Source organism: Burkholderia sp. IMCC1007 (assembly GCF_027257875.1).
Taxonomy (GTDB): domain Bacteria; phylum Pseudomonadota; class Gammaproteobacteria; order Burkholderiales; family Burkholderiaceae; genus Burkholderia.
In genome coordinates this window covers 65,660-86,020 of record NZ_JAPVQY010000034.1, presented here as the reverse complement: position 1 = coordinate 86,020, position 20,361 = coordinate 65,660, and the positions used below count along the sequence as shown (strand labels likewise).

At 64.4% G+C, this 20,361-nt stretch carries 19 protein-coding genes and 2 tRNA genes; 17 read left to right on the top strand and 4 right to left on the bottom strand.

All coding sequences use genetic code 11. The features are described from left to right. A partial coding sequence (locus O1Q03_RS25510) for an NAD(P)/FAD-dependent oxidoreductase (protein WP_269506791.1) occupies positions 1–550 on the bottom strand: 550 nt, incomplete at its 3' end. A 178-nt stretch (positions 551–728) separates the two neighbouring features. Between O1Q03_RS25510 and O1Q03_RS25505 the strand changes: the two genes are divergently transcribed. Further along, positions 729–1,505, top strand: coding sequence for an SDR family oxidoreductase (locus tag O1Q03_RS25505; protein ID WP_269506790.1), 777 nt, complete (start codon positions 729–731; stop codon positions 1,503–1,505). Positions 1,506–1,537: 32 nt separating this feature from the next. Beyond that, positions 1,538–1,978: an acyl-CoA thioesterase gene (locus O1Q03_RS25500; RefSeq protein WP_269506789.1), complete on the top strand. Its 441-nt coding sequence runs from the start codon at positions 1,538–1,540 to the stop codon at positions 1,976–1,978. Between the two features lie 105 nt (positions 1,979–2,083). Here the strand turns inward: O1Q03_RS25500 and O1Q03_RS25495 are convergent, their stop codons facing one another. After that, the gene (locus tag O1Q03_RS25495; RefSeq protein ID WP_269506787.1) at positions 2,084–2,629 is read right to left on the bottom strand and encodes a LuxR C-terminal-related transcriptional regulator; all 546 of its coding nucleotides are present in this window, start codon (positions 2,627–2,629) and stop codon (positions 2,084–2,086) included. A 224-nt stretch (positions 2,630–2,853) separates the two neighbouring features. Between O1Q03_RS25495 and O1Q03_RS25490 the strand changes: the two genes are divergently transcribed. From O1Q03_RS25490 to O1Q03_RS25425, 14 genes are all read left to right on the top strand, one after another. Then, positions 2,854–3,558 (top strand): CoA transferase subunit A, encoded by a 705-nt coding sequence (locus O1Q03_RS25490; RefSeq protein WP_012363722.1) that lies wholly within the window; start codon positions 2,854–2,856, stop codon positions 3,556–3,558. Between the two features lies 1 nt (position 3,559). Next, positions 3,560–4,201 carry a CoA transferase subunit B gene (locus O1Q03_RS25485; RefSeq protein WP_269506784.1) on the top strand — a complete coding sequence of 214 codons (642 nt, stop codon included), beginning with the start codon at positions 3,560–3,562 and terminating at the stop codon, positions 4,199–4,201. Positions 4,202–4,457: 256 nt separating this feature from the next. Then, on the top strand, positions 4,458–5,354 hold the full coding sequence (locus tag O1Q03_RS25480; RefSeq protein ID WP_269506782.1) for an alpha/beta fold hydrolase: 897 nt from the start codon (positions 4,458–4,460) through the stop codon (positions 5,352–5,354). A 79-nt stretch (positions 5,355–5,433) separates the two neighbouring features. Beyond that, positions 5,434–5,787: a RidA family protein gene (locus O1Q03_RS25475; protein WP_027784253.1), complete on the top strand. Its 354-nt coding sequence runs from the start codon at positions 5,434–5,436 to the stop codon at positions 5,785–5,787. A gap of 40 nt (positions 5,788–5,827) precedes the next feature. After that, positions 5,828–8,062 (top strand): RelA/SpoT family protein, encoded by a 2,235-nt coding sequence (locus tag O1Q03_RS25470; RefSeq protein WP_269506781.1) that lies wholly within the window; start codon positions 5,828–5,830, stop codon positions 8,060–8,062. 96 nt (positions 8,063–8,158) lie between these two features. Then, positions 8,159–8,235: transfer RNA gene (locus O1Q03_RS25465), tRNA-Val, on the top strand. A 271-nt stretch (positions 8,236–8,506) separates the two neighbouring features. Further along, positions 8,507–10,414: a threonine--tRNA ligase gene (gene thrS, locus O1Q03_RS25460; protein WP_269506780.1), complete on the top strand. Its 1,908-nt coding sequence runs from the start codon at positions 8,507–8,509 to the stop codon at positions 10,412–10,414. Between the two features lie 49 nt (positions 10,415–10,463). Continuing rightward, positions 10,464–10,988 (top strand): translation initiation factor IF-3, encoded by a 525-nt coding sequence (infC, locus tag O1Q03_RS25455; RefSeq protein WP_080681331.1) that lies wholly within the window; start codon positions 10,464–10,466, stop codon positions 10,986–10,988. A 192-nt stretch (positions 10,989–11,180) separates the two neighbouring features. Beyond that, the gene (rpmI, locus tag O1Q03_RS25450) at positions 11,181–11,378 is read left to right on the top strand and encodes a 50S ribosomal protein L35 (protein WP_004191477.1); all 198 of its coding nucleotides are present in this window, start codon (positions 11,181–11,183) and stop codon (positions 11,376–11,378) included. Positions 11,379–11,408: 30 nt separating this feature from the next. Further along, positions 11,409–11,768 (top strand): 50S ribosomal protein L20, encoded by a 360-nt coding sequence (rplT, locus tag O1Q03_RS25445; RefSeq protein WP_004192938.1) that lies wholly within the window; start codon positions 11,409–11,411, stop codon positions 11,766–11,768. Between the two features lie 149 nt (positions 11,769–11,917). After that, positions 11,918–12,931 carry a phenylalanine--tRNA ligase subunit alpha gene (pheS, locus tag O1Q03_RS25440; protein ID WP_269506779.1) on the top strand — a complete coding sequence of 338 codons (1,014 nt, stop codon included), beginning with the start codon at positions 11,918–11,920 and terminating at the stop codon, positions 12,929–12,931. A 93-nt stretch (positions 12,932–13,024) separates the two neighbouring features. Then, a complete protein-coding gene (pheT, locus tag O1Q03_RS25435) occupies positions 13,025–15,454 on the top strand; it encodes a phenylalanine--tRNA ligase subunit beta (protein ID WP_269506778.1) in 2,430 nt (809 codons plus the stop codon). A gap of 82 nt (positions 15,455–15,536) precedes the next feature. Then, complete coding sequence (locus O1Q03_RS25430; RefSeq protein ID WP_006753316.1) at positions 15,537–15,923, top strand: integration host factor subunit alpha; 387 nt, start codon at positions 15,537–15,539, stop codon at positions 15,921–15,923. Positions 15,924–15,983: 60 nt separating this feature from the next. Further along, a complete protein-coding gene (locus O1Q03_RS25425; RefSeq protein ID WP_269506777.1) occupies positions 15,984–16,397 on the top strand; it encodes a MerR family transcriptional regulator in 414 nt (137 codons plus the stop codon). A 78-nt stretch (positions 16,398–16,475) separates the two neighbouring features. Here O1Q03_RS25425 and O1Q03_RS25420 read toward each other — a convergent pair whose 3' ends face one another. Together O1Q03_RS25420 and O1Q03_RS25415 are read right to left on the bottom strand one after the other, a co-directional pair. Continuing rightward, positions 16,476–18,686 (bottom strand): hypothetical protein, encoded by a 2,211-nt coding sequence (locus O1Q03_RS25420; RefSeq protein WP_269506776.1) that lies wholly within the window; start codon positions 18,684–18,686, stop codon positions 16,476–16,478. A gap of 346 nt (positions 18,687–19,032) precedes the next feature. Further along, entirely contained in the window at positions 19,033–20,196 is a 1,164-nt protein-coding gene (locus O1Q03_RS25415; protein ID WP_269506775.1) for a tyrosine-protein phosphatase, read from the bottom strand. A gap of 68 nt (positions 20,197–20,264) precedes the next feature. On the opposite strand from O1Q03_RS25415, the gene O1Q03_RS25410 reads away from it, so the two are divergent. Continuing rightward, positions 20,265–20,341: transfer RNA gene (locus O1Q03_RS25410), tRNA-Pro, on the top strand. Positions 20,342–20,361: the final 20 nt, after the last annotated feature.

Here is a 20,361-nt window from a genome sequence, read left to right as displayed (position 1 = left end):
CGAGCTGGAAGTTCTCGGTCGGCTCGCCGTCCTTGCCGACGCCCATGTTGCCGGTGGCGACGCCTTTGACCGAGCCGTCGTCGTTGTACAGAATCTCCGCGGCCGGGAAGCCCGGGAAGATTTCCACACCGAGCGCCTCGGCCTGCTGGCCGAGCCAGCGCGTGACGTTGCCCAGCGAGATCACGTAGTTGCCGTGGTTCTGGAAATTGGCGGGCAGTGCCCAGTTGGGCGTCGTGATCGCGCTCTTCTCGGACAGGAACAGGAAGCGGTCTTCCGTCACCTCGACGTTCAACGGTGCGCCCCGTTCCTTCCAGTCGGGGAACAGTTCGGTGATCGCGCGCGGGTCCATCACCGCGCCCGACAGAATGTGCGCGCCGATCTCGGAACCCTTCTCGAGCACGCACACGCCGATCTCGGTGCCTTTCTCGGCGGCCAGCTGCTTGAGCCGGATCGCCGCGGACAGCCCGGCGGGGCCGCCGCCGACGATCACGACGTCATATTCCATCGATTCGCGCGGGCCGTATTGCTCGATGAGGCTTGCGGGGGTCATTGGCGTTCCTCTAACCGTTAGAATGCTTTTATTCGGGACCGTATTGTCTGCGAAACAAAACGCTTGCCGCAACAGCATGCGAATAGATTAGCACGGTCGTTCTATTTTTCGTGCTAGGGTTATGCTGCACGGGATAGGGCGCCCGCCGTGGCGAAACGACATCGAAAGGGGATCTGCAATGGGTCGATCGATCAATCTGGAAGGCAAGGTTGCGCTGGTCACGGGTGCGTCGAGCGGCCTCGGGCAACGCTTCGCACAGGTGCTGTCCCAGGCCGGCGCAAAGGTCGTGCTCGCGAGCCGCCGTGTCGAGCGCCTGAAGGAGCTGCGTGCGGAGATCGAGGCGGCGGGCGGCGCCGCGCATGTCGTGTCGCTCGACGTCACCGACCAGCAGAGCATCAAGGCGGCCGTCGCGCACGCGGAGACCGAAGCCGGCACGATCGACATCCTCGTGAACAATTCGGGCGTGTCGACGATGCAGAAGCTCGTCGACGTGACGCCGGCCGATTTCGAGTTCGTGTTCGATACGAACACGCGCGGCGCGTTCTTCGTCGCGCAGGAAGTCGCGAAGCGGATGATCATGCGCTCGAACGGCAACGGCAAGCCGCCGTACCGGATCATCAACATCGCGTCGGTGGCCGGTTTGCGCGCGTTTGCGCAGATCGGGCTGTATGCGATGAGCAAGGCCGCGGTGGTGCACATGACGCGCGCGATGGCGCTCGAATGGGGCCGCCACGGGATCAACGTCAACGCGATCTGCCCGGGCTATATCGATACCGAGATCAATCACTACCTGTGGGAAACCGAGCAGGGCCAGAAGCTGCAGTCGATGCTGCCGCGGCGGCGCGTCGGCAAGCCGCAGGATCTCGACGGGCTGTTGTTGCTGCTCGCGGCCGACGAGTCGCAGTTCATCAACGGCTCGATTATCTCCGCCGACGACGGCTTCGGCGTCGCGTGAGCCGATGACATTCAGCAACAAAGAAGGCAGCAATGAGCGCACCAAGCGATTACTCCCCCGTTTTTGAAATGTCGATGCCGATCCGCTGGGGCGACATGGACGCGTTCGGCCACGTGAACAACACGGTCTATTTCCGCTACATGGAGCAGGCCCGGATCTCGTGGTTCGAGGCACTCGGCATCGCGGGCGGCAACGGCGAAGGGCAGGGGCCTGTCATCGTCACCGCGTCGATGGAATTCCTGAAGCAACTGCATTACCCGGGCGACGTGATCGCGAGGCTGTCGGCCGCGAAACCGGGCCGCAGCAGCTTCGACACGGGTTTCGAGCTCACGCGCGCCGACGATCCGCACCACGTTTATGCGCGCGGCAACGCACGCTGCGTGTGGGTCGACTACGCGCTCGGCAAGTCGGTGCCGCTGCCGCAGCTGCTGCGCGACACGATCGAGCGCGCGCTGGCGACGAAGGTCGACTGAGCACGGTAGCGATGAACCCGGCGCCGCCGCGCCGATGTGTCGCCATGTCAGGATGATCGCCGAATCGGCCGCGTCATGCGGCCGATCGTCATTGCGGCGCCGCCGTCATTGGCCGAGCAGGCGCTGCAGCAGTTCCGGCGTATTGTTCGTGCCGTATTTGCGCATCAGCCGCGCGCGGTAGATGTCGACGGTACGCGAGCTGATGTCGAGCACGCGGCCGATCTGCTTGCTCGTCTTGCCGGTCGCGAGCTGCGCGGCGATCTCGCGTTCGCGCGGCGTCAGTTCGACGGCGACCCGGCGCGTCGCGCTCAGATCCTCGAAGGTCCACACGCCGGCCGCGAGCGGCGCGGTACGGTCGAGCGCACGGCCCGTCACGTGGCACCAGAACAGCTCGCCGTCCGCTCGTTTCATGATTCTGTCGTCGGCGTAGATGCCGTTCGCGATCATCACACGCGAGATGCGCTCGCCGATCCGCTGGAATTCGTCCGGCGACGGATAGAGCACTTCGTAGGATTTTCCGATCAGGTCGGCCCGCGCGCAGCGGAAGATCGACGCGAGCGCGTCGTTGCAGTCCTCGATCACGCGGTCGCGCGACAGCACGAGGCCGAGCGGCGCGAGGTGGAAGGCAGTCTGGTAATCGAGAGCGGGCATGGCGCAGGCAAGCGGAGGCAAACGCTTATGTATTTTTGCGTATTGTGCCGCATCCGCGCCGCATCGTACCCTTTCAGGCATCTCGCGGCGCTTTGCCGCGATATAAAAACAGCGCGTTTCGACGCACGCATCGCCGCGCATGCATAGAATGATGCGGCAGGCTTGCGGGCCGTACAGGCGCGTGAACCGGTTTTGCTGGTTTCCATAGAGGAAGGGACATACAGATGAACAAAGTCTATCCCAGCGCGGCTGCCGCGCTGGAAGGGATCGTCCGCGACGGACAGACCTTCGCGGTGGGCGGCTTCGGCCTGTGCGGGATTCCCGAGGCGCTGATCGCCGCGCTGCGCGATTCCGCCGTCAAGGGCATCACCTGCATCAGCAACAATGCGGGCGTCGACGGCTTCGGTCTCGGCCTGCTGCTGGAAACGCGCCAGATCAAGAAGATGATCTCGTCGTACGTCGGTGAGAACAAGGAGTTCGAGCGCCAGTACCTGGCCGGCGAGCTCGAGCTCGAATTCACGCCGCAGGGCACGCTCGCCGAGAAGCTGCGCGCCGGCGGCGCGGGCATCCCGGCGTTCTTCACGAACACCGGCTACGGCACCGTGATCGCGGAAGGCAAGGAAACGCGCCAGTTCGGCGATCGCCACTACGTGCTCGAGCCGTCGCTGACGGCCGACGTCGCGCTCGTCAAGGCGTGGAAGGCCGACAAGTCCGGCAACCTGATCTATCGCCGCACCGCTCGCAACTTCAACCCGATGTGCGCGATGGCGGGCAAGATCACGGTGGCGGAGGTCGAGGAGATCGTCGAGAACGGCACGCTCGATCCGGACCAGGTCCATACGCCGGGCATCTTCGTGCAGCGCATCGTGCTGAACGCGACGCCGGAAAAACGCATCGAACAACGCGTCGTACGCGCGAAAGGAGACTGACATGGCCTGGAATCGTGACCAGATGGCCGCGCGCGCGGCGCAGGAACTGCAGGACGGCTTCTACGTGAACCTCGGCATCGGCTTGCCGACGCTCGTCGCGAACCACGTGCCGGCAGGCGTCGAGGTGTGGCTGCAGTCGGAGAACGGCCTGCTCGGCATCGGCCCGTCGCCGACCGAAGACGAAGTCGACGCCGACCTGATCAACGCCGGCAAGCAGACCGTCACGACGCTGCCGGGCTCGTCGATCTTCTCGTCGGCCGATTCGTTCGCGATGATCCGCGGCGGCCACATCAACCTCGCGATCCTCGGCGCGATGCAGGTCAGCAAGAGCGGCGACCTCGCGAACTGGATGATCCCGGGCAAGATGATCAAGGGGATGGGCGGCGCGATGGACCTCGTCGCGGGCGTGAAGCGCGTCGTCGTGCTGATGGAGCATGTCGCGAAGGGCGATCAGCACAAGATTCTCGACGAATGCAATCTGCCGTTGACGGGCGTCGGCGTGGTCGACCTGATCATCACCGATCTCGGCGTGATCGAAGTGACGCCGAACGGCCTGAAGGTGCTGGAGCTCGCCGACGGCGTGAGCGCCGAAGAGATCCAGGCGAAGACGGGCGCACCGCTCGACGTCAGCGCCGTGGCCTGAGCACTACCCTGGCGCGTGATCGTCGACGCCCCGCGTTCCTGACGGAACGCGGGGCGTTCTTTCTGGAACGCGCGCGTCACGCGGTCGCGCCGCCGCCGTCGAGCGGTACCGCCAAACCGGTGGCATAAAGCGTTGCCGCCCGGTGCAGGATCGCCTGCGCGTGGCGCCCCGTCATTCCGAAGCGGTTTACAATCGTTTGCATCGGGCGCCGCAAGCGTTGCCCCGCGCGTCGCCCCCGTTCGACAGGATGCCAACGATGCCAACGACCCCAGCGAATCTCCCGGTTCCCCGCCAGCGGCGCGTGCAGTGTGCGAGCGCGGCCGGCCTTCACCACGTCGCCTATACCGAATGGGGCGATCGCGCGAATCCGCGCGTGCTCGTCTGCGTGCACGGCTTGACGCGTTCCGGGCGCGATTTCGACCGGCTCGCCGCCGCGCTGTCCGATACGTATCGCGTCGTCTGCCCCGATGTGGTCGGGCGTGGCCGGTCGGACCGGCTGGCCGATCCGCGGCACTATGCGATTCCGCAGTACGTGGCCGACATGGTCACGCTGATCGCGCGGCTCGACGTCGAATCGGTCGACTGGTTCGGCACGTCGATGGGCGGGCTGATCGGCATGGCGCTCGCGGGGCTGCCCGGTTCGCCGGTGCGCCGGATGATCGTCAACGACGTCGGCCCGCGCATCGAACCCGATTCGCTGACGCGCATCGGCGAATACCTCGGCGTGCAGCCGCGCTTTAAGACCGAGCAGGAGGCGATCGATTACCTGACGTCGCTGTCGCTGCCGTTCGGCGCGCTGAGTGCCGACGAGTGGCGCGAGATCAACGGGCCGCTGCTGCATGAACTGCCCGAAGGCGGCTGGACGATGCGCTACGATCCGCGCATCGCCGAGCCGTTCAAGGCGACGACGCCCGAACTGGCCGCGCTCGGCGAGGCCGCGCTGTGGCGCGCGATCGAGACGACGGACGCGACGCTGCTCGTCGTGCGCGGCGAAAGCTCCGACCTGCTGTCGCGCGAGACGGCGGCCGAGATGGTGCGTCGCGGCCGGCATGTGAAGCAGGTCGAGATTGCGGGCGCCGGCCATGCGCCGGCGTTCATCAGCGCCGACCAGATTGCGCTCGCGCGGCGGTTTTTCGTCGAAGGCGACGCATAAACACGTCATAATATGCGGTTCGACGGCACGCGGGCCGTGCCGCCGCCCGATTCCTTACCCATCACGACCGGAACATTCCATGGCAGTCATTCGTCACCACGTCGGGGCCCGTCTCTCCGAAACCGCGATCCACAACGGTACCGTGTATCTGGCCGGCCAGATCGCCGAAGACACCACGCAGGACATCCGCGGCCAGACGCGCGAAGTGCTCGGCCACATCGATCGCCTGCTCGCCGAAGCGAACAGCGACAAGGCGCATCTGCTGTCGGTGCAGATCTACATTTCCGATCTCGCGAACTTCGAGGGCATGAACGCGGAGTGGGACGCGTGGGTCGCGCAGGGCAACACGCCGCCGCGCGCGACCGTCGAGGCGAAGCTCGCGGATCCCGCGCTGCTCGTCGAGATCGTCGTCGTCGCCGCGCAACGGAGCTGAGCGAAGCACCCACGATGACCGCACTGCGCCAGGCCGTACGATGACCGAGTCCGCTTCCGCCTCTTCCGTCGCGACGCCGTCGTTCGACGACGTGCTCGCGTTCGTGCGCGAGCGGGCGGGCGACGCGCGCCTGTCGTCGGGCGAACTGCTCGCCGATCACTCGGCGGGCACGGCGTCCATCATGCGCACGCTGAACGTCGATCCGCACGCGATGCAGGCCGCGGCGCTGTTCGTGCTGACGCCGCATCTGAGCGACCCCGAACGGGAGCTGACCGAGCGCTTCGGCGAAGAGGTCGCCCGGCTGGTGGCCGATGTGCGCAAGCTGCTGCGGCTCGGCACCGTCAGCCTGCGCGCCGCGCAGAACGCGATGCCCGACACCGGGCGCGACGCGGCGGAAGAGCGGCGCACGCAGATCGAAGCGCTGCGCAAGATGCTGCTCGCGTTCGCGCAGGACATCCGCGTGGTGCTGATCCGGCTCGCGTCCCGCTTGCAGTCGCTGCGCTACTACGCGGCGGCGAAGATCGATCCGCCGCCGGACGTCGCGCGCGAGACGCTCGAGATCTATGCGCCGCTCGCGAACCGGCTCGGCATCTGGCAATTGAAGTGGGAGCTCGAGGATCTCGCGTTCCGCTTCGAGGATCCGGTCACCTACAAGCGCATCGCGAAGCTGCTCGACGAGAAGCGCATCGAGCGCGAGGCGTATGTCGCTCAGGCGATCGAGCGGCTGCAGCACGAGCTGGCGGAAGCGCATATTCCGGCCGACGTCAGCGGGCGGCCGAAGCATATCTACAGCATCTGGCGCAAGATGCGCGGCAAGGAGCTCGACTTCTCCGAGCTGTACGACGTGCGCGCATTCCGCGTGATCGTGCCGGACATCAAGGATTGCTATGCGGTGCTCGGCATCGTGCATCACCTGTGGCAGCCGGTGCCGAAGGAATTCGACGACTACATCTCGCGGCCGAAGCCGAACGGCTACAAGTCGCTGCATACGGTCGTGATCGGCGACGACGGCCGCGCATTCGAAGTGCAGATCCGCACGCAGGACATGCACCGCTTCGCCGAGTACGGCGTCGCCGCGCACTGGCGCTACAAGGAAGCCGGCACGCGCGGCTACGGCGGCCAGTTCTCCGCGAGCGACAAGTACGACGAGAAGATCGCGTGGCTGCGTCAGCTGCTCGCATGGAAGGACGACGTCGAGGACGGCACCGAGGTGTCGGGCGACAAGGCGTGGGCGCAACTGCGCGAGACGTCGCTCGACGACGATCATATCTACGTGCTCACGCCGCAGGCGCGCGTGATCGCGCTGCCGCAGGGCGCGACGCCGGTCGATTTCGCCTATCACCTGCACAGCGAGCTGGGTCATCGCTGCCGCGGCGCACGCGTCGACGGTGTGATGGTCCCGCTGAACACGCCGCTCGCGAATGGCCAGACGGTCGAGATCGTTGCGGTGAAGGAGGGCGGCCCGTCGCGCGACTGGCTGAACCTGCAGCTCGGCTACCTGAAGAGCCCGCGCGCGCGCCAGAAGGTGCGCGCGTGGTTCAACTCGATCGAGCAGGAGGAGAACATCGCGCACGGCCGCGCGCTCGTCGAAAAGACGCTGCAGCGCGAGGGCAAGACGTCGGTCAATCTCGACAATCTTGCCGCGAAGCTCGGCTTCAAGTCGCCCGACGAGTTGTTCTCGGTGGTCGGCAAGGAAGAGTTCAGCCTGCGCAACGTCGAGCACGCGCTGTCCGATGCGCCGCCGCCGGAGCACGCGCCCGAGGCGCCCGCCGATTTCGAGAAGCGCAGCAGCGGGGCGAGCGTCGCGCACGGCGCGTCGACCGGCGTGCTGGTCGTCGGCGTCGACGCACTGCTGACCCAGCTCGCGCGTTGCTGCCGTCCGGCGCCGCCCGATCCGATCTGCGGTTTCGTGACGCGCGGCAAAGGGATGTCGATCCACCGCAGCGACTGTTCGACTTTCCAGCGGATGGCCGACCGCGCGCCGGAGCGCGTGCTGCAGACCACCTGGTCGGCCGACGTGCTCGGCGGCCGCGGCGCGTCCGTCTACCCGGTCGACCTGATGATCGAGGCGAGCGATCGTCAGGGCTTGCTGCGTGATATCTCCGAAGTGTTCGCGCGCGAGAAGATGAACGTGGTCGGCGTGAAGACGCAGAGTCGCCGCAACGCGGCATTCATGCAGTTCACGGTCGAGGTGTCGAACTCGGCGCAGGTGCAGCGCGCGTGTACGCTGCTCGGCGAAGTGCCGGGCGTCGTGCGGGCGGGGCGCAAGGCATGACGGCTCCGTAACGGGGTTCGAACACCGTTATTTTGCTGCGGCCGCATAAAAACGCTTGCCAAGTTAGCGTGCGCTCCATATAATCTTAGCTTCACTAGGCTCGTAGCTCAGCTGGTTAGAGCACCACCTTGACATGGTGGGGGTCGTTGGTTCGAGTCCAATCGAGCCTACCAACGAATTGAGAATGCCCGGCCTCCGGGTGTTCGATGCAGTAAGTAACTCAACGCGAACAAGGCGAATACGGTTATGACACCGCGAACGTTGACCGAAACCTTTTCGGAGCGACGCTAGTCGAGGAACGTTTTCGCCCTTTCAGCCTGAGTGAAGTATCGAATGCGGCCCCTCGAAAGCGGGGCCGCATTTTTTTTGTCGCGAAATTTTCGCGCGTGACTTTTATATCGCGTGCCTGGTTTGCCGCCCACTGTCGGCATCACGGAGATTGCTATGGTTTCGATACGCTTGCCTGACGGCTCAGTTCGACAATACGAGCATCCGGTGACAGTTGCCGAGGTTGCTGCCTCGATCGGTCCCGGCCTTGCGAAAGCTGCGCTTGGCGGCAAGCTCGACGGCGAGCTCGTCGACACGTCCACGGTCATCGATCGCGACGCATCGCTCGCGATCGTCACGGACAAGGATGCCGACGGTCTCGACATCATCCGTCACTCGACCGCGCACTTGCTCGCGTATGCCGTGAAGGAACTGTATCCGGACGCGCAGGTGACGATCGGCCCGGTGATCGACAACGGCTTCTACTACGACTTCTCGTACAACCGCCCGTTTACGCCCGAAGATCTGGAAAAGATCGAGAAGCGCATGCAGGAACTCGTGAAGAAGGACGAGCCCGTCACGCGCCGTGTCGTGTCGCGTGACGAGGCGGCCGGTTACTTCCGCAGCATCGGCGAGAAGTACAAGGCCGAGATCATCGAATCGATTCCGCAAAGCGACGAAATCAAGCTGTACTCGCACGGCGGCTTCACCGATCTGTGCCGCGGCCCGCACGTGCCGTCCACCGGCAAGCTGAAGGTCTTCAAGCTGATGAAGGTCGCGGGCGCGTACTGGCGCGGCGACTCGAAGAACGAGCAGCTGCAGCGCATCTACGGCACGGCCTGGACCAAGAAGGAAGACCAGGATCAATACCTGCACATGCTCGAGGAAGCGGAAAAGCGCGACCACCGCAAGCTCGGCAAGCAGCTCGACCTGTTCCACATGCAGGAAGAGTCGCCGGGCATGGTGTTCTGGCATCCGAAGGGCTGGGCGCTGTGGCAGCAGGTCGAGCAGTACATGCGCCGCCGCGTGAACGAAGCCGGCTACCTCGAGATCAAGACGCCGATGATCATGGACCGCTCGCTGTGGGAAGCGTCGGGCCACTGGCAGAACTATCGCGAGAACATGTTCACGACGGAGTCGGAGAAGCGCGACTACGCGATCAAGCCGATGAACTGCCCGGGCCACGTCCAGGTGTTCAAGCACGGCCTGCGCTCGTACCGCGACCTGCCGCTGCGTTACGCGGAATTCGGCTCGTGCCATCGCAACGAGGCGTCGGGCGCGCTGCACGGCCTGATGCGCGTGCGCGGCTTCGTGCAGGACGATGCGCACATCTTCTGTACGGAAGACCAGATCATTGCCGAGTCGATCGCGTTCAACAAGCTCGCGATGAGCGTGTACGGCGATTTCGGTTTCGACCACATCGACATCAAGCTGTCGCTGCGTCCCGAGCAGCGCATGGGTTCCGACGAAACGTGGGATCGCGCCGAGCAGGGGTTGCGCGAAGCGCTGACGGCCTGCGGCCTGTCGTGGGAAGAGCTGCCGGGCGAAGGTGCGTTCTATGGCCCGAAGATCGAGTACCACATCAAGGATGCGCTCGGCCGTTCGTGGCAGTGCGGCACCTTGCAGCTCGACATGATGCTGCCGGAGCGCCTCGGCGCCGAGTACGTCGCGGAAGACAACAGCCGCCGCCGGCCCGTGATGCTGCACCGTGCGATCGTCGGTTCGATGGAGCGCTTCCTCGGCATTCTGATCGAGCACCATGCGGGCGCGATGCCGGTCTGGCTCGCGCCGTTCCAGGCAGTTGTGCTCAATATCGCCGAAAGTCAGGCCGAATATGCACAATCTCTGGCCCAAACGTTGCAAAAACAAGGGGTTAGAGTGGCAGCGGATTTGCGCAACGAGAAGATTAGCTATAAAATACGCGAGCACACGCTGGAAAAGGTGCCTTATCTCCTCGTCGTGGGCGATAAGGAGCGTGATGCGCAAACGGTAGCCGTGCGTGCCCGTGGCGGCGTCGACCTTGGCGTTATGCCGGTCGAAGCCTTCGTTGAGCGTCTGCAGGAAGACCTGCGCTCGTTCAAGTAACCGCCCTGGCAGCGCGGCTCGTTTTTTTAATTTTTAGAGGAAACGTAACATCGCTACTGATAAGTCGTCGCATCGCATCAACGGTGAAATCACTGCGCCGGAAGTGCGTCTGGTCGGGATCGAGAACGAACCGCTCGGTATCGTAAAACTCGCTGATGCTTTCCGTAAATCGGAAGAGCTGGATGTTGATCTGGTGGAAATCGCGCCGCAAGCGGTTCCGCCGGTCTGCCGTCTGATGGACTACGGCAAGTTCAAGTATCAGGAGTCCAAGAAGCAGCATGAAGCGAAGCTGAAGCAGAAGGTCATCCAGGTGAAGGAAGTCAAATTCCGCCCGGGTACCGATGACGGGGATTACAACGTCAAGCTTCGCAACCTCACGCGCTTCCTCGAAGAGGGCGACAAGACGAAGATCACGTTGCGTTTCCGCGGCCGTGAAATGGCTCACCAGGAAATCGGTATGCGGATGCTTGAGCGTCTGCGCACGGATCTCGAGGAAGTCGGCCAGGTCGAGCAGATGCCGAAGATGGAAGGGCGCCAGATGATCATGGTGCTCTCGCCGAAGAAAAAGAAGTAACGGGCCCGCGCGCCAGGTGCGCGCAGGTTCGACAGTGGTTCGGTGCGTGGCCCGTCAGGGCGGCGCGCCAACAACGACGGCGGCTGCGCAAGCGGTTCGCCGTACACAAGTGGAGTTGGGTTTCGAAGGGCGGGTCAAGGGCGCAAGCCAACCGCACACCCATCGCCATCTAATAAACTGGAGTTGTTCGTCATGCCTAAGATGAAGACCAAGAAGAGTGCTGCAAAGCGCTTCGTGGTGCGTCCGGGCGGTACCGTCAAGCGCGGTCAAGCCTTCAAGCGTCACATCCTGACCAAGAAAACCACGAAGAACAAGCGTCACCTGCGCGGCGCAACGGCAGTTCACGATTCCGATCTGAACTCCGTCCGCGCAATGCTGCCGTTCGCGTAACCCCTCAACTGATACTCCAAGGAGAGAAACATGCCTCGAGTCAAACGTGGGGTAACCGCACGGGCCCGCCACAAGAAGATCATCAACCTGGCCAAGGGTTATCGCGGCCGCCGCAATAACGTCTACCGCATCGCCAAGCAGGCGGTGATGCGCGCTGGTCAGTACGCGTACCGCGATCGCCGCAACAAGAAGCGTGTGTTCCGCGCACTGTGGATCACGCGTATCAACGCGGCAGTTCGCCAGCACGACATGACCTACAGCGTGTTCATCAACGGCCTGAAGAAGGCGTCGATCGAACTCGACCGTAAGGTCCTGGCCGACATGGCGGTGTTCGACAAGGCTGCTTTTGCTGCGATCGTCAAGCAGGTGAAAGCCGCCGTTGCAGCCTAATTGCGAAATTAGCACTGCGTGGTTAGTTGCAGCGAGGTTCCGGTAGTCTCGGCCGCTGCAGCGAAAACGGGGCTCTTCCGAGCCCCTTTTTTGTTTGGCGGGGCGATTTCGCACGCCAAGATCGAATGACGTTGGAAATGATGGGATCTATGGATCTGGACCAGATTGTCGCCGACGCGCAGCAGTCCTTCGAACAGGCTGCCGACATCACCACGCTCGAAAACGAGAAAGCACGATTTCTCGGCAAGTCGGGTGCGCTGACCGAGTTGCTCAAGGGCCTCGGCAAGCTCGATCCCGAAACACGCAAGACCGAAGGCGCACGCATCAACGTCGCGAAGCAGCAGGTCGAAGCCGCGCTGACCGCACGTCGCCAGGCACTGGCCGACGCGCTGCTGAATCAGCGCCTCACCGCCGAAGCGATCGACGTGACGTTGCCGGGTCGCGGCGCCGGCGCTGGCAGCCTGCACCCCGTGATGCGCACGTGGGAGCGTGTCGAACAGATTTTCGGCTCGATCGGTTTCGACGTGGCCGACGGCCCCGAAATCGAGACCGACTGGTACAACTTCACGTCGCTGAACAGCCCGGAGAACCATCCGGCGCGTTCGATGCAGGACACCTTCTACGTCGAAGGCAAGGATGCCGACGGCCGCCAGCTGCTGCTGCGCACGCACACGAGCCCGATGCAGGTGCGTTACGCGCGCATGAACCGTCCGCCGATCAAGGTGATCGCGCCGGGCCGCACGTATCGCGTCGACAGCGATGCGACCCACTCGCCGATGTTCAATCAGGTCGAGGGGCTGTGGATCGACGAAAACATCAGCTTCGCCGACCTCAAGGGCGTCTATACCGATTTCCTGAAGAAATTCTTCGAGCGCGACGACATCCTCGTGCGCTTCCGTCCGTCGTATTTCCCGTTCACGGAACCGTCGGCCGAGATCGACATGATGTTCGAGCACGGCAAGAACGCCGGCAAATGGCTCGAAATTTCCGGCTCGGGGCAGGTGCATCCGACCGTGATCCGCAACATGGGCCTCGATCCCGAGCGCTATATCGGCTTCGCGTTCGGCAGCGGCCTCGAGCGCCTGACGATGCTGCGCTACGGCGTGCAGGATCTCCGGCTGTTCTTCGAGAACGACCTGCGTTTCCTGCGCCAGTTCGCATAACGCACGCGCCGCGCCGACATGTGCCCGCGCACGCCCCGACACGATCCGCTGGGGCCCGGGCGTCGATCTAACCTGTTTCGAACGTAGACATCCATGCAATTCCCTGAATCCTGGTTGAGAACCTTTGTCGACCCGCAGCTGACGACCGACGAGCTGTCGCACGCGCTGACGATGGCGGGGCTCGAAGTCGAATCGCTGAGCAAGGCTGCGCCGCCGACGTCGAAGATCGTCGTCGGCCGTGTGCTCGAAGTCGTCAAGCATCCGGATGCGGACAAGCTCAACGTCTGCCAGGTCGACGCCGGCACCGGCGCGACGCTGAACATCGTGTGCGGCGCGCCGAACGTGGCGCCCGGCATCAAGGTGCCGGTCGCGCTGGTCGGTGCGGAACTGCCGCCGGCGGAAGAGGGCGGCAAGCCGTTCGCGATCAAGCTGTCGAAGCTGCGCGGCGTGGAGAGCCAGGGGATGCTGTGCTCGGCGCGCGAGCTGAAGCTGTCCGAAGACCACAGCGGCCTGCTGATCCTGCCGGAAGACACGCCGATCGGCCAGGACATCCGCGATACGCTCAATCTCGACGACACGATCTTCGAAATCAAGCTGACGCCGAACAAGGCCGATTGCCTGTCGGTATTCGGCATCGCGCGCGAGACGGCCGCGATCACCGGCGCGCCGCTGACGCCGGTCGACATCCGCCCGGTGCGCGCCGAACTCGACGAGACGCTGCCGGTGCGCATTGCCGCGCCCGATCTGTGCGGCCGTTTCTCGGGTCGCGTGATCCGTGGCGTGAATGCACGTGCGAAGACGCCGCAGTGGATGGTCCAGCGCCTCGAGCGTGCTGGCCAGCGCAGCGTGTCGGCGCTCGTCGACATCTCGAACTACGTGATGTTCGAGCTGGGCCGTCCATCGCACGTGTTCGATCTGGACAAGATCCACGGCGGCATCGAGGTGCGCTGGGGCAAGCGCGGCGAGTCGCTGAAGCTGCTGAACGGCAACACGGTCGAACTCGACGAAACGGTCGGCGTGATCGCGGACGATCATCAGGTCGAAAGCCTCGCGGGCATCATGGGCGGCGACAGCACGGCCGTCACGCTCGATACGACCAATATCTACCTGGAAGCGGCGTTCTGGTGGCCGGACAGCATCCGCGGTCGTGCGCGCAAGTACAACTTCTCGACCGATGCGGCCCATCGCTTCGAACGCGGCGTCGACTACGCGACGACCGTCGAGCACGTCGAGCGCATCACGCAGCTGATTCTCGAGATCTGCGGCGGCAAGGCCGGCCCGGTCGACGATCAGGCGGTGAACCTGCCGCAGCGCGCGCCGGTGAAGATGCGCGTGTCGCGCGCAAACCGCATCATCGGCGTGAAGATCGACGCCGAGGAGATCGCGAAGATCTTCACGCGCCTCGGCCTGCCGTTCGAGCGTGACGACGACGCGTTCCTGGTCACGCCGCCGTCGCACCGCTTCGACATCGAGATCGAGGAAGACCTGATCGAGGAAGTGGCGCGCATCTACGGCTTCGAGAAGATCCCGGCGCGTCCGCCGGTCGCGACGAGCGAGATGCGTGCGACCAACGAGACGCAACGCTCGATCCATGACATCCGTCATGCGCTCGCGGCGCGCGACTATGCGGAAACGGTCAACTTCAGCTTCGTCGATGCGGAGTGGGAGCGCGATTTCGCCGGCCACGACAACCCGATCCGCCTGCTCAACCCGATCGCCAGCCAGCTTTCGGTGATGCGCACGACGCTGTTCGGCAGCCTGATCTCGGTGCTGCGCCACAACCTGAACCGTCGCGCGGATCGCGTGCGCGTGTTCGAGGCGGGCCGCGTGTTCCTCGCCGATCCGTCGGTGAAAGCGGGCGAGCTGACGGTCGAGGGCTACACGCAACCGAAGCGTGTCGGCGCACTGGCTTACGGGCCGGCGGTCGACGAGCAGTGGGGCGTGGCGACCCGCGCGGTCGATTTCTTCGACGTGAAGGGCGATCTCGAGGCGCTGCTCGCGCCGGCGGCTGCGCGCTTCGTGAAGGCCGAGCATCCGGCCCTTCATCCGGGCCGCAGCGCGCGCATCGAAGTCGATGGTCGCGCGGTCGGCTGGATCGGCGAACTGCACCCGCGCCTGATGCAGAAGTACGAGCTGCCGCATGCGCCGGTCATGTTCGAAATCGACACGGACGCGCTGATCGCGCGTGCGCTGCCTGCACCGACCGACGTGTCGAAATTCCCGCCGGTTCGCCGCGATATCGCCGTGGTGGTCGATCAGGCAGTCGAGGTACAGGCCCTTTTCGACGAAATGAAGAAGGCGCTGGCCGAGGACGCCTGCCGATTCGTTCAGAAGGTTGTACTCTTCGACGAATTTCGTGCAAAATCAAATACTTCCGGTGGTCTTGCCGCGCACGAGAAGAGCCTTGCCTTCCGCGTGACGCTGCAGGACGCGGCTGGCACGCTACAGGACGAGGTCGTCGATCAGGCGATCCAGACGCTGGTCGAGCGGATGGCTCGCGCCGGTGCGCGTCTGCGCGGCTAAGGAGGGGGCCGCCCGTTCGCGGGTGGCTCGGGTGGCTCTTTTCCCCACCGTAAGTTTTGGTTTAACGCGCTGTATGGCAGATATGAACGACATGACCTCGAGTGAATTCGAAGCCCTCCTGACGGCGCAACGCAGCGCCATGAACCGCGACGCTTCGGCGCCGGCGTCCACCGAGACGCCGACGCTGACGAAAGCGGAGCTGGCGGAGCTGCTGTTCGACAGCGTCGGGCTGAACAAGCGTGAAGCGAAGGACATGGTCGAGGCGTTTTTCGAAGTGATCCGCGATGCGCTCGAAAACGGTGAAAGCGTCAAGCTGTCGGGGTTCGGCAACTTCCAGCTGCGCGACAAGCCGCAGCGTCCGGGCCGCAATCCGAAGACGGGCGAGGCGATCCCGATCGCGGCCCGCCGGGTGGTCACTTTCCACGCAAGCCAGAAGCTGAAGGCGCTGGTCGAAAACGGCGTGGAGTAACGCCGCGCGCCGACGTTTCCGCGCGGCCGCCGCGCACCCTTTACCGACGGTTAACCGACGATGACCACTACGGTTGAGAAAGTCGTCTTGCCTCCGATTCCCGCGAAGCGCTACTTCACGATCGGTGAAGTCAGCGAACTGTGCGGGGTCAAGCCGCACGTGCTGCGTTATTGGGAACAGGAGTTCACGCAGTTGCGGCCGGTGAAGCGGCGCGGTAACCGCCGGTACTATCAGCACCACGAAGTGCTGCTGATCCGGCGGATTCGCGAGTTGCTGTACGAACAAGGGTTCACGATCAACGGCGCACGCAATCGGCTCGATTCGCCCGGCAGCGAACGCGCTGCTGCGGCGCCGGGCGACCCCGAAGCACCGGCCGCCGATGCGCGCGCACCGGGCAAGTCGGGGGCCACCGTCGACGTGGTTGCATTGCGGCAGGCGCTGCTCGACGTGATCGAAGGACTGAAGCACGACTGAGCGATACGCTCGAATCGACGAAAAAGCCCGGTTGGCGAAGCGCCACCGGGCTTTTTCACGCGTTGTGGGCCGCGTTGGTCAGCGTGAGGCGAGCGGATTCGGCTGCCCGATGTCGACCACCAGCGTACCGTCCGGCAGCATCCGCACCGAACCTTGCGCGACCTGACTGCGGTAGCCGTAGAGATCGAAACGCATCGGGCCGGCTTCGGCCGAATTCCGGATCAACGCGCGTACGTTGAGTTCGAGCACGTTGAACATCTTCATGTCGCCGCCTTCCATCCACATGTAGCTCGGCGCGTCGATCTGCGGCCGCTTCGGCGCCGGCGCGTCGGCGGCGCGCCGGAACGTGAGGCGCAGCCCGTCGCGCTCGACCGTCGCCTGACCGAGCTTGCCGCTGAGCATCGGCGGCGGAAACACGGTGTACTGGTCGAGCACGAGCGTGTCGCCGCGCAGTTCAGCGCCGCGGCGCTGCAGCGGCGTCAGCGACGCGAGTTCGATGCCGAGCGAGCGCAACAGCTTTGCCTGCGGGACGCCGAGCACCGACACCTGCGACGGCTTGAACGCGAGGTGCCGGTCGTCCAGCACCGACAGCGAGCCCTTCATGTCGGTCGGCAGCCACACGCCCGGCACGTGATTCCACAGCTTGATGCCGCCCTGGACGCGCAGGTCCTGGCCGTCCGCGCTCAATTGCAGGTCGTTGAGCGAGCGTGGCGAGTAGTCGAGCAGATAGTTGTTGAAGAGCGCCGACATCGCCTTCCACGATTCGACGACCGTGCCGCCGAGAATGCGGATGTCGTACTGGTTCGGATCGTCGAGGTCGACCGGCTCGCCGGGGCGCTTGGCGACGAGTTGCGCGTCGAGATCCTCGACATGGAAGCCGATGTCGCCCGACAGGTTGAAGTCGACGTTGTGCAGATGGATCGTCGGGTTGCGATTCGACACATGCCGTTCGTTGAACGGGGTCGTCGACGAACGTCGCATCGCGATTTTCTGCATGCCCGGCTGCGTGACGCCGGCCGCGAGCGCAAACGCTTCCCAGTGCTCGCGCGAATCGCGCAGTGCGTTCTGTTGGGCGGCGAGGAAGCTGTCATTCAGGCGCGCGGCCGCATTGCCGAGCGCGGCGCCGCTTGCCGGGCCCGCGTACGACGGCATCCGAAGCGTCATCGCGCCGTTTTCGTTGAAATTGAAATAGCCGGCCGATACCTGATCGCGATAGTGGTACAGGTCGAACACGAAGTTCTGGTTACGCTTGGCCGGATCGACGGGGCCGATCAGGATGTCGGCATTCATCGGCATCGAGCGCATGAACTTCACGTCGCCGCCGCGAATGTACATCGCCTGTTGCGGCGCGTTCGCGGGCAGTGCGAAGCCGGCGTGCGTGCCGTCGTCGAGCGTCAGGTCGAGGCCGGCCGGCGTCACGCGCAGCGCGGTGATCCTGATCTTCAGCCGCGGCGGCGGCATCAGCTTGTCGACCGACATCACGAGGTCGTCGCCGGCGAGACGCGCGATCGGGGTTTCCACCTTCAGCAGATCGGCCATCTTCACGTTGGCCGCGCGCATCACCGGCTGTGCGTCGATGCCCGACACGCGCACGCCGGTCGGGTGGAACACGAGCTGGCTGCCGTCGCGGATCGCGAGCGTGCCGGTCAGCGAGAACGGCACCCAGCCGTCGCGTTGCATCTCGCCCTGCAGATGGATCGCGCCGTCGCCGGCCGACACGACGAGCTTGCGCAGCGGCGCGTTGCGATAACCGAAGATGTACGTATTGAATAGCGCCGTCAGTTTCGCGTTGTCGAGCGTGACGGCGCCTTCATGCACGTCGATCTCGAAGCTCGTCGGATCGTCGAACACGACCGGCGCGCCGGCCTGCGTCGGCACGAGTGTTGCCGACAACTGATGGATGAAGAAACCGAGGTTGTTGACGATGCGAAAATCGACGTCGCGCAGGAACGTCATCGCGCCGTTCTGACCCGAGTCGCGCAGCGTAAACGGGCGCGGTTGCGTGAGGCTGATCGAAGCGAGCGACGGCACGGCGCGAGCGATCTGCTGCTCTTGCGCGAGACGCTCGGCTTTTGCACGCTCGATCCTCGTCGATGCGATCGATCCGTTGCCGTCGCGCTGCGCGGCAGGTTCCGCGCAGCCGGCGCAGAGCAGCGTGAGCGCAAGCGCGCCGCAGCCGAGCGCACGGGGCGTGCCATAGGAAATCGAACCGGCCGCGCGTCGCGCGCCGAACATCCCGTCGAAAATTGCCAAAGGCGAGCGATGGCCGCGCCGGACCGCATTCCGCATCGTCTGTCTCCATGTCTTGTCTTGATCGACGAGCGCGCGGCCGTTGCACCGCGCGGACGTCGATGCCGTGCAGTGTGTCATAGCGCGCTAGAGCGGCGTTACCAAACAGCGGGAGTCGGAGCGGCGCCGGCCGGTGCGCGGCAGGACAACGGATTCGCGGCGGCCGGGTGACAGGATCAAACGCTCGTTTGGTTTGTATTTTCGAGGTGACAACCCGGCCGGCGTCGGATCGGCAAACCGGTGTCGGCGGTCGGCGCGCGCGTCCGGACTGCGTATCGGCCGAAACGGCGCGACCGGTTCGGAGGCGGCAATGCGGCGAATTCGCTATCGTCGCGGGCGCGGCCGATCAGACCAGCAGGCGCTGCCGGATCGCATTCTGCGTCGCCGGATCGAGTTGCAGGCCGTTGTCGATGTACGACGCCATCGATCCGTACGACGTGGCGACCTGATCGTATGCCGCTTGCAGGTAGGCCGTCCGCGCGCCCTGCAGCGCGGCCATCATGTCGGCCGCATCCTGTCCGCCGCTTTTCTGCGCCTGCGCGACATAGGCGGCGATTTCGGATGCGCTGTACTCGTTCGTCAGCAGGTAATCCGCGAGAATCGTCTGCTGCGGGACGCCGACGATCGTTTGCAGAATAACCGCTGCCCAGCCGGTGCGGTCCTTGCCGGCCGTGCAGTGAAAGACGAGATTGCCGCTGGACGCGGCGAAACCGGCGAACAGCGCTTGGTAGCTCGTGCGTGCCGTTTCCGTCGTCACGAATGCCCGGTACATGTTCTGCATGAAGGCTGCTGCAGTCGCGCCGTTGGTCGGAAGCGGGCTGATGTCGATGACGCCGAGCACGTTGAGGTTTTGCCATGTTGCGCCGGCCAGCGGCACATCAGGGTGCGCGTGGATTTCCGACGTCGTGCGCAGATCGCAGACCTGGGTGATGCCGAGCGTGTCGACCGTCGCAACGTCGGCAGCGGACAACGTGAGCGCCGACGATCGATAGATCACGCCTTTTTTCATCGCTGCACCGCTTGCCGTCACGTAGCCCGTTCCATCGGGGCCCGCGGTGTCGCGAAAGTTCGCTACCGAGCCGAGTCTGGGCGTCGTTACCGGGGCGACCGCGATCGAGTCGCCGCCGCACGCGGATAGCAGCGACGTGCTTCCGAGCGCGAGGCCCAAAGTGCCGGCACCGAGCCGAAGAAAATGTCGACGGGAAATTTCGTTTTTCTGGTTCATTCTCACTGGCCTTTGTCGGGGACTGTTACAGGAGTCGCGATTTCGGTTGCGATCGGGATCGCTGCCGGTGCTTTCGGCTCGACGCGGCAAAGCGCGGATGGGCCACGTCGATCGATACGCAATCGGACGATCCGTCGTGCGCGTCGCGCTCGCGCCGGTAAGCGCACGGTAACGATCCGCGGCGTAACGGCCATCGTCCTTTTTGATTAGGCGGGAATGGGAGAAGGGCTTCGCGCCGGCGCTGTGTGGGCGTCGGTCGTCGGCACAACCGTCGAAAAATTTCATGAGATCGGTCACAAAATGCATATGACCCGTTCTAAACCGGAGAACTGTCTGTTATAATTTTTTTCTTTCGGGGCGTAGCGCAGCCTGGTAGCGTACCTGCATGGGGTGCAGGTGGTCGGAGGTTCAAATCCTCTCGCCCCGACCAGACAAGAACCCGCGTCAGTT